Origin of the sequence: Streptomyces sp. MB09-02B, assembly GCF_033794485.1 — a bacterium.
Taxonomy (GTDB): Bacteria; Actinomycetota; Actinomycetes; order Streptomycetales; family Streptomycetaceae; genus Streptomyces.
Map to the genome: position 1 here is coordinate 1 of NZ_JARGEE010000416.1, position 7,559 is coordinate 7,559.

Annotated in this window: 8 protein-coding genes; 1 reads left to right on the forward strand and 7 read right to left on the reverse strand. The window is 71.5% G+C overall.

From position 1 onward, the window contains the following. The 7 genes from P1P70_RS36445 to P1P70_RS36475 form a co-directional block, all read right to left on the reverse strand. A partial coding sequence (locus P1P70_RS36445; protein ID WP_319245419.1) for a DUF3159 domain-containing protein occupies positions 1-800 on the reverse strand: 800 nt, incomplete at its 3' end. Positions 801-803: 3 nt separating this feature from the next. After that, positions 804-1,202, reverse strand: a complete 399-nt coding sequence (locus P1P70_RS36450) for an OB-fold nucleic acid binding domain-containing protein (RefSeq protein ID WP_149827837.1) — start codon at positions 1,200-1,202, stop codon at positions 804-806. Positions 1,203-1,273: 71 nt separating this feature from the next. Then, on the reverse strand, positions 1,274-1,957 hold the full coding sequence (locus tag P1P70_RS36455) for a response regulator (protein WP_319245423.1): 684 nt from the start codon (positions 1,955-1,957) through the stop codon (positions 1,274-1,276). Between the two features lie 24 nt (positions 1,958-1,981). Next, positions 1,982-4,624 carry a sensor histidine kinase KdpD gene (locus P1P70_RS36460; protein ID WP_319245425.1) on the reverse strand — a complete coding sequence of 881 codons (2,643 nt, stop codon included), beginning with the start codon at positions 4,622-4,624 and terminating at the stop codon, positions 1,982-1,984. A gap of 195 nt (positions 4,625-4,819) precedes the next feature. After that, the gene (locus tag P1P70_RS36465) at positions 4,820-5,596 is read right to left on the reverse strand and encodes a DUF3710 domain-containing protein (protein WP_319245426.1); all 777 of its coding nucleotides are present in this window, start codon (positions 5,594-5,596) and stop codon (positions 4,820-4,822) included. 1 nt (position 5,597) lies between these two features. Beyond that, positions 5,598-6,164: a dUTP diphosphatase gene (dut, locus tag P1P70_RS36470; protein ID WP_319245428.1), complete on the reverse strand. Its 567-nt coding sequence runs from the start codon at positions 6,162-6,164 to the stop codon at positions 5,598-5,600. Next, entirely contained in the window at positions 6,161-6,745 is a 585-nt protein-coding gene (locus P1P70_RS36475) for a PaaI family thioesterase (protein ID WP_319245430.1), read from the reverse strand. The genes dut and P1P70_RS36475 overlap by 4 nt, the downstream gene beginning before the upstream one ends. A 113-nt stretch (positions 6,746-6,858) precedes the next feature. Between P1P70_RS36475 and P1P70_RS36480 the strand changes: the two genes are divergently transcribed. After that, positions 6,859-7,323 (forward strand): DUF3093 domain-containing protein, encoded by a 465-nt coding sequence (locus tag P1P70_RS36480; protein ID WP_319245431.1) that lies wholly within the window; start codon positions 6,859-6,861, stop codon positions 7,321-7,323. The last annotated feature ends 236 nt before the right edge of the window (positions 7,324-7,559 follow it).

Consider the following 7,559-nt stretch of genomic DNA (forward strand, 5'->3'; position numbering starts at 1 on the left):
GGGTTGAGGTGGTTGAGCACCAGCTTCGCGCGCGGGGCACTGCTCCGCAGCGAGCCGAGGATGCCCGCCCACAGGTCCTCCGCCCGCTCCTCCGCCTCCATCTCCGCGAACACGTCGATCGGGGCAGGCGCCTTGGCCAGGAAGATCCAGGTCAGCCACACCGCGAGCAGGAACGGCGGGATCTTCAGGGCGATGAGGACCCAGCCGAGCTGCGTGGTGTCGGCCCACCAGTACAGCGGGAAGAGGATCGCGCACTTGCCGAGCAGGATCGCGCCCCAGGCGTAACTCGCCTTCGCGTACGCCTTCTTGCGGCCGGGGTTCCGGGTCCGCCAGGACAGGTTCTCCTTGAAGACCGGGCCGAGCATCAGACCGATCAGCGGCACACCGGCCAGCGTCGTGATGATGTACGCGCATCCGAGACCGAGCGTGTAGAGCATGCCCGGCAGGTAGAAGTCCTTGGCGTTGCCGGTCATCATCGCGAAGACGACACCGAAGGCGACCCCGAAGACACCGCTGAAGGCGTGCTTGACGGTGTCCTTCATGACCAGCCGCACCACGACCAGCAGGACGGAGACGCCCAGGGCCGCGAGGGCCGCCGAGTGGAGGTCCTTGTTGATCGTGAAGATGGAGACGAAGAGCAGGCCCGGGAGCACGGTCTCGACCATGCCGCGCACGCCACCGAACGCCTCGAACAGCGCGGCCTCCGTCACCGCCTTGGAGTCGTGCGCGCCGTCCTGTCCGCCCTGGGCGTCCTGGACGCCGCGCTGGGCGTCTTCCGTCGGCTTGTCGAGCGACGTCACCGGCTACTCCCGTCCGAGCGGTCTGAGTTCGTACTTCGGATTGAACAGCACCCTACGGCCCCGGCTCATCGAGATCCGGCCGGAGGCGATCAGCTTGCGCCCCGGCTCTATCCCGACGATGGAGCGTCTGCCCAGCCACACGACGTCCAGGGCGGCCGAACCGTCGAACAGCTCGGCCTCCAGGGCTGGGACACCGGCCCGGGGGCGCAGCGTGACCGTGCGCAAGGTACCAGTAACGGTCACTATCTGTCGGTCGTGACAGTCACATATACGCGTGCAGCCCGCGGTGTCCGCGTCCTCGCGCAGCTCCTCCGACTCCAGGTCCGTCTGGGACGAGGAGAGCCGGTCGAGCATGCGCCGGAACCGGCCCGCCGGCTTCTCGGAACGAGGAACAGCACTCATGACAAAAAGCGTACCGGGGCCCGCCGACAGTCCAGCACCCCCGTACGCGGGCCCGTGCGCACTTCGGCGTCTCACTTCTCGAAGCGGTACCCCATCCCCGCCTCGGTGATGAAGTGCCTGGGCTGCGAGGGGTCGCCCTCCAGCTTGCGGCGCAGCTGGGCCATGTAGACCCGGAGGTAGTTGGTCTCCGTCCCGTACGAGGGCCCCCACACCTCCTGGAGCAGCTGCTTCTGGCCGACCAGGCGCCCGGTGTTGCGGACCAGCACCTCCAGCAGGTGCCACTCGGTGGGGGTCAGTCGGACGTCCCTGCCGTCCCGGTTGACCTTCTTCGCGGCCAGGTCGACGGTGAAGTCGTCCGTCTCCACGATCACGTCGCCGTCCTCCCCGCCCACGGGTTCCGCGCGGCGGACGGCGGCCCGCAGGCGGGCGAGCAGTTCGTCCATGCCGAAGGGCTTGGTGACGTAGTCGTCGGCACCCGCGTCCAGGGCCTCGACCTTCTCGTCGGAGGAATGCCGGGCGGAGAGCACGATGATCGGGACCCGGGTCCAGCCGCGCAGCCCCTTGATCACCTCGACGCCGTCCATGTCGGGCAGTCCGAGGTCGAGGACGACGACATCGGGGTGACGGGCCGCGGCGAGCGCGAGCGCGGTCGCCCCGTCGTGGGCGGCGTCGGCCTCGTACTTGCGGGCCTTCAGGTTGATCACGAGCGCACGCACGATCTGCGGCTCGTCGTCGACCACGAGGACTCTGGTCATCCGGCCCGCCTCATGTGGTTCGCCTCATGTGGTTCGCCTCTCTGCCGATGTGGCCGTGACGACCGGTGGGCCGGCGGCCGGGTCCGCCGACGGTGCGGCGTCCACCGACGTAGACGTGTCCGCGGCCGGGTCGGTGCCCGACGACGGGGCCGTGACGGGCCCGGAGCCGTTCTGTGCGGCCCGAACGGTGAGCACCATGGTGAGTCCACCGCCGGGGGTGTCCTCGGCGTCCAGCGTGCCGCCCATGGCCTCGGCGAAGCCCCGGGCGACGGCGAGGCCCAGGCCGACGCCGGTCCCGCGCGGGGCGTCGCCGTGGCGCTGGAAGGGGGCGAAGATGCGGTCCTTGGCCTCGTCGGGGACGCCGGGGCCGCGGTCGGTGACCCGGACCTCGACGCGGCCGCCGAGGGCGCTCGCGGAGACCTGGACGGGTGTGCCGGGCGGGCTGTACTTGACGGCGTTCTCCACGATGTTGGCGACCGAGCGCTCCAGCAGGCCTGGGTCGACGGCGACCATGGGCAGGCTCTCGGGGATCTCCAGCCCGACGCTGTCCTCCGGGACGCCGCCGAGCGCCATCGGCACCACCTCGTCGAGGTCGATCTCACGGATCAGGGTGGTGACCGTGCCGGTCTGCAGCCGGGACATGTCGAGGAGGTTGCCCACGAGGTGGTCGAGCCGGTCAGCGCCGTCCTCGATCCCTTCGAGCAGTTCGGCCTCGTCCTCCTCCGACCAGGCCACGTCGTCGGAGCGCAGGGACGACACGGCGGCCTTGATACCGGCCAGCGGGGTGCGCAGGTCGTGGCTGACGGCGGCGAGCAGCGCGGTGCGGATGCGGTTGCCCTCGGCCAGCGCCTTGGCCTGGTCTGCCTCCTGTTGGAGGCGCCGGCGGTCCAGGACGACGGCGGCCTGGGCGGCGAACGCGGCCAGCACCCGACGGTCCTCGGCGGGCAGGACGCGTCCGGAGAGGGCGAGCGCCATGTGGTCTCCGACCGGCATGTCCACGTCCGCGGCCTCGGGCCGGTCCATCTGCCGGGGCCCCACGCTGCCCGCGCAGGTCCACGGGTCGACATCGCTCTCGCGCTCCAGCAGAGCCACGGACTCCATCCCGAAGGTCTCGCGCACCCGTTCGAGGAGTGCCTCCAGGCTGGTCTCCCCGCGCAGCACACTGCCCGCGAGGAAGGACAGGATCTCCGACTCGGCGCGCAACCGGGCCGCCTGTTGCGTGCGCCGGGCCGCGAGGTCCACCACGGAGGCCACCGCCACCGCGACCCCTATGAAGACCACGATGGCGACGATGTTCGTCGGGTCGTCGACCGTCAGCGTGTGGACCGGCGGGGCGAAGAACCAGTTGAGCAGCAGCGAGCCCAGCACGGCCGCGGCCAGGGCGGGCAGCAGACCGCCCAGCAGGGCCGCGGCCACCGTCAGCGTCAGGAAGAGCAGCATGTCGTTGGCGAGGCCGAGGTCGGTCTCGAAGGCGGCCAGCAGCGGCGCGAGCAGCACGGGCCCGGCCGTCCCGACCAGCCAGCCCCAGATCATCCGGACCCGGCCGAGCCGTGCGCCCCGGGCGACGGGCAGTCCGCGGCCCTTACCCGCCTCGTCGTGCGTGATCAGGTGGACGTCCAGGTCGGGTCCGGAGTCCCGGGCGACGGTGGCGCCGACCCCCGGCCCGAAGACGTACTGCCAGCTCTTGCGACGCGAGACGCCCAGCACTATCTGGGTGGCGTTGACCCCGCGCGCGAAGGCCAGCAGCGCGGCGGGGACGTCGTCGCCGACGACGTGGTGGAAGGTGCCGCCGAGGCCCTCGGCGAGGGTGCGCTGGACGGCGAGTTCCTTGGGCGAGGCGGAGGTCAGCCCGTCGCTGCGGGCGATGTAGACGGCCATGACCTCACCGCCGGCGCCCTTCTCGGCGAGCCGGGCGGCTCTCCTGAGGAGGGTCCGCCCCTCGGGGCCGCCGGTCAGCCCGACCACGATCCGCTCGCGGGAGCCCCAGATCCGCGACACCTGGTGCTCGCTGCGGTAGGCGTTGAGGTACTCGTCGACCCGGTCCGCCACCCACAGCAGCGCCAGCTCCCGCAGGGCGGTGAGGTTCCCGGGGCGGAAGTAGTTCGAGAGCGCGGCGTCGACCTTGTCCGGCTGGTGGACGTTGCCGTGCGCCATCCGTCGTCGCAGCGCCTGTGGCGACATGTCGACCAGTTCGATCTGGTCCGCCCGCCGCACCACCTCGTCGGGGACGGTCTCGCGCTGCCGTACGCCGGTTATCGACTCGACGACGTCGCCGAGCGACTCCAGGTGCTGGATGTTGACGGTGGAGACCACGTCGATGCCGGCGGCGAGCAGGTCCTCGACGTCCTGCCAGCGCTTGTCGTGGCGGGAGCCGGGCACGTTGGTGTGGGCCAGCTCGTCCACGAGGGCCACCCGGGGCCGCCGGGCGAGGACGGCGTCCACGTCCATCTCGGTGAAGGCCGTGTCCCGGTACTCCAGCGTCCGGCGCGGGATCTGCTCCAGCCCGTGCAGCATCACCTCGGTGCGCGGCCGACCGTGGTGCTCGACCACGGCCACCACGCAGTCGGTGCCGCGTTCGATCCGGCGGTGCGCTTCGGACAGCATCGCGTACGTCTTGCCGACGCCTGGTGCCGCACCGAGGTAGATCCGAAGCTTCCCGCGTCCCATGTCCCCATTGTCTTCCCGTGACCACTGCCCACGCAGCGTCGACCTTACGGCCAATAATCACGGCAAAACGGGCAGAGGCGACCGGAGGCCGCCTCTTTGACACAACCCTGACGCCGAGCCCTCGTGGGGCCACGGGGAACTGCGCGACCGGCCACGCGGACCGGCGCAGTTCCCGTACGGCCTCGGCCGGAACGGCTAGCGGACCTCGGTGATCTCCGGTCCGCGCTGCAGCTGTCCCATGCCGCCCGAGAAGCGGGAACCGGCCTGCTCCTCCTGCTGGACTCCCTCGGGAACCATCTGCGCGTCGTTCGGCAGCTTCAGGACGATCGGGTCGCGGGGAGCCATGGGGCCCTCACCGCGGACGACGACCGTGTCCCGGAAGATCTGCTCCAGCAGCCCGGCGGTCTGCGGCTCCACCGCGCCCCGCCCGGAGATCACCCCGCGCAGGAACCAGCGGGGCCCGTCCACACCGACGAAGCGGACCACCTGGAAGCCACCCGTACCGTCCGGCAGCTGCACCGGCACCTGCGCACGCAGCTCCCAGCCCAGCGGGCCCTCGACCTCGTCGATGACCCCGCCCTGCTGGGTGATGCCGGAGGCGATCTCCTCGCGGACCTCGCCCCAGATGCCCTCGCGCTTGGGTGCGGCGAAGGCCTGCAGCTGGACCGCGCTGTCGCGCAGCACGACGGTCGCCGCGACGATCGCGTCACCGGCGACCTCCACCCGCAGCTCCATGCCGTCGACTCCGGGCACGAAGATGCCACCGAGGTCGACCCGGCCCTCGCCGGGCTCGCGCACCTCGGTGCTGTCCCACGGCCCGTCCGGCCGGGGCTCGGGCTCGAGCCGCACGCGCTCCCGCTCGACGTCCGCCTCAGCGTCGGCTTCCCCGGCAACGCCGTCGACCTGCTCGGCCTCGCTCGCCGCGTCCGCCGCGTCCTCAGCGGAACCCTTCTTCTTGCGACGTCCGAACACGTCACTGTCCTTCCCGGTCGGATACGACCGAAGCGTATCGATTCCCACCCGTTGTGCCGCTTGTGATGCTTGTGCCGTTTGTGCTGCTTGTGTCGCTTGCACCGTCCACGGCGGCATGACCACCGGTGGACCCGAAGCCCCCCTCGGCCCGCGCCGAGCCGGGAAGCTCCGCCACCTCCTGGAAGCGCACCTTCTCGACCTGCTGGACGACCAGTTGGGCAATCCGGTCGAAGCGCTCGAACCGTACGGCTTCATACGGGTCGAGATTCACCACGATCACCTTGATCTCCCCACGGTACCCGGCATCAACCGTCCCCGGGGCATTCACCAGGGCGACGCCGCAGCGGGCGGCGAGGCCGGAGCGTGGGTGCACGAAGGCCGCGTACCCCTCGGGGAGCGCGATGGACACCCCCGTGGGCAGCACGGCCCGTTCGCCGGGCTTCAACTCCCGGCTCTCCGTGGTCCGCAGATCGGCGCCCGCGTCGCCGGGCCGCGCGTACTCCGGCAGCGGCACGTCGGGGTCGACGCGCCGGATGAGGACGTCGAGAGGAGGACGGCCGCCGCTCACGGGTTCACCTCGAAGGCACGGGCCCGGCGGACCTGGTCCGGGTCGTTCATGGCCGCCTGGATCTCCTCCTCGCGGCCGTGGTCGATGAAGTGGTCGACCTTGACCTCGACGAAGAGCGCGTCGGCGCGGACGGCGAGCGGTCCCTCGGGGCCGCCGACGCGCCCCTCGGCCCGCGCGAAGATCTTCCGTCCGGCCACCGCCGTGACCTCGGCCCTCAGATGCAGCACGGCACCCACGGGGACGGGCTGCAGGAAGTCGGTCTCCAGCCGTCCGGTCACCGCGATGGTGCGCAGCAGCCAGGTGAGGGAGCCGAGGGTCTCGTCCAGGGCGCTGGCCAGGACCCCGCCGTGGGCGAGCCCCGGGGCACCCTGGTGTGCGGGCCGTACGGTGAACTCGGCGGTGAGAGTGACGCCTTCGCCGGCCCTCGCCTCCAGGTGCAGCCCGTGGGGCTGCTCGTCACCACAGCCGAAACACTGCCCGTAGTGCGCGCCGAGCGGCTCACCGGGGGCGGGTGCCTCGGGATGGCGTACGGGCGCCGTGGCGTCCGCCGGGGGCCGCAGGGCCGCGGATGTACCTCTCACAGCCGCAGACCTTACCCGTCCGTCAGCGTCCGGCCATCGCCCCTACGGGCAGGGTTTCCCCTCGGACGCCCCTACTTCCGGGGCGGGAGGGCCCGCGTGCCAAGCTTGACGCCATGCAGCTCTCCGCCTCGCCGTACGAAGAACGGCTCACGGCTCCCCGCACCTGGTGGCTCGTCTGCGTCCTGGTCGGCGTCTCGATGGCCCTCATCATGCTGCCGTTCGGCACGCTTCCCCTGCTGGGCGGCCTCGTCGGCGGGACCGCGGTCGCGGCGGTCGTCACCAGTTCCTACGGTTCGATCAGGATCCGCGTCGTCGGCGACTCCCTGATCGCGGGCGAGGCGAAGATCCCGGTGAGCGCCCTCGGCGAACCGGAGATCCTGGACCGGGAGGAGGCCCAGGCCTGGCGCACCCACAAGGCCAACCCGCACGCCTTCATGCTCCTGCGCGCCTACATCCCGACGGCCCTCCGCATCCCGATCACCGACCCGACGGACCCGACCCCCTACGTCTACCTGTCGACCCGGAACCCGGAACAGGTGGCCGCGGCCCTGCAAGCGGCGAAGAAGACGGCGGCGTAGTACGCGACGCCCAGCGCACCGCGGGTCACCCAGCGATACGCGGCGGGGCACCGGCGGTAGGCCGTCTCTGGAGCGGGCTCCCACCCGACCGCCGCCCTGCGAGGTGCAAGAAACAGCAACGCGGTGGCGGAGCGGCGCGCACCCGTGCGACAGCGGCCCGATTCCATCCGAACTCTCACCTCGAGCAGCGCCTCGCCGCCCATTCCCTGCCCGCCGAGCCATCCCCTCCCCAGCCC

Bases quoted from the DNA above. Each gene is read 5' to 3' on its own strand.
- P1P70_RS36455 (WP_319245423.1), bottom strand. From the start codon at position 1,957: ATGACCAGAGTCCTCGTGGTCGACGACGAGCCGCAGATCGTGCGTGCG.
- P1P70_RS36450 (WP_149827837.1), bottom strand. From the start codon at position 1,202: ATGAGTGCTGTTCCTCGTTCCGAGAAGCCGGCGGGCCGGTTCCGGCGC.
- P1P70_RS36460 (WP_319245425.1), bottom strand. From the start codon at position 4,624: ATGGGACGCGGGAAGCTTCGGATCTACCTCGGTGCGGCACCAGGCGTC.
- P1P70_RS36480 (WP_319245431.1), top strand. From the start codon at position 6,859: ATGCAGCTCTCCGCCTCGCCGTACGAAGAACGGCTCACGGCTCCCCGC.